The sequence below is a fragment of the Limosilactobacillus vaginalis DSM 5837 = ATCC 49540 genome (assembly GCF_000159435.1).
Lineage (GTDB): Bacteria > Bacillota > Bacilli > Lactobacillales > Lactobacillaceae > Limosilactobacillus > Limosilactobacillus vaginalis.
Genome location: NZ_GG693440.1, coordinates 1 through 620, shown reverse-complemented (window position 1 = coordinate 620; position 620 = coordinate 1). Strand labels below are relative to the sequence as shown.

General features: G+C 41.6%; 1 protein-coding gene. It reads left to right on the top strand.

Annotated elements, in window-relative coordinates:
• Positions 1-84 precede the first annotated feature (84 nt).
• Positions 85-234: a hypothetical protein gene (locus HMPREF0549_RS09930; protein WP_098044497.1), complete on the top strand. Its 150-nt coding sequence runs from the start codon at positions 85-87 to the stop codon at positions 232-234.
• Positions 235-620 lie beyond the last annotated feature (386 nt).

Below are 620 nucleotides of genomic sequence, written 5' to 3'. Positions count from 1 at the left end.
CTGATTCTTTATAACTTAAAAAAGAGTAGCGAGAAAATTCTCGCTACTCTTTTTAGTTCTATAATTGAGGACGGAGGTGTTGATATGACTAAAAATAAAATCATTGCCTGGTTCTTCGTTATTCTTTGGGCGATCGTCCTGTACTTAACGCTTACAAATAAGATGATGCTTGCAATGGATCTAATGGCAATTGGGATGTTTCTTGATGCAATTAAGTGCTTAATTAAATCATGAAGCTTGGTAAAATAAAAGAGTACGAAGTCAAAACTATAATTCAGTGAATTACGATTTTGACTCCGTACTCTTTGGTTTATATGTGTTCTTGGCAATATAGTCAAGATCTGTTCGCAGGGAAGCCCCTATAGACAACAAGCTCCCTCCCAGATGCTTTCAGCATCCAGTCGGGAGAAATTGTTGTCTTACGGGCCTTCTTTACCTGCTCACACTCTAGCTGAGATCTGTTCGTCGTGACCGCAACTTCCGCCTAGCTATCCCGTCCTTGATTGCAAGACAATCATCGTCCGGGATTTTCTAGTGCTCAGTTGCTAATTCGTCACGACTCACACTCTACCCCAAACGTGCTTTGCTCGAGTTTCCTAGAGCTAGCAACCTGCTTCCCC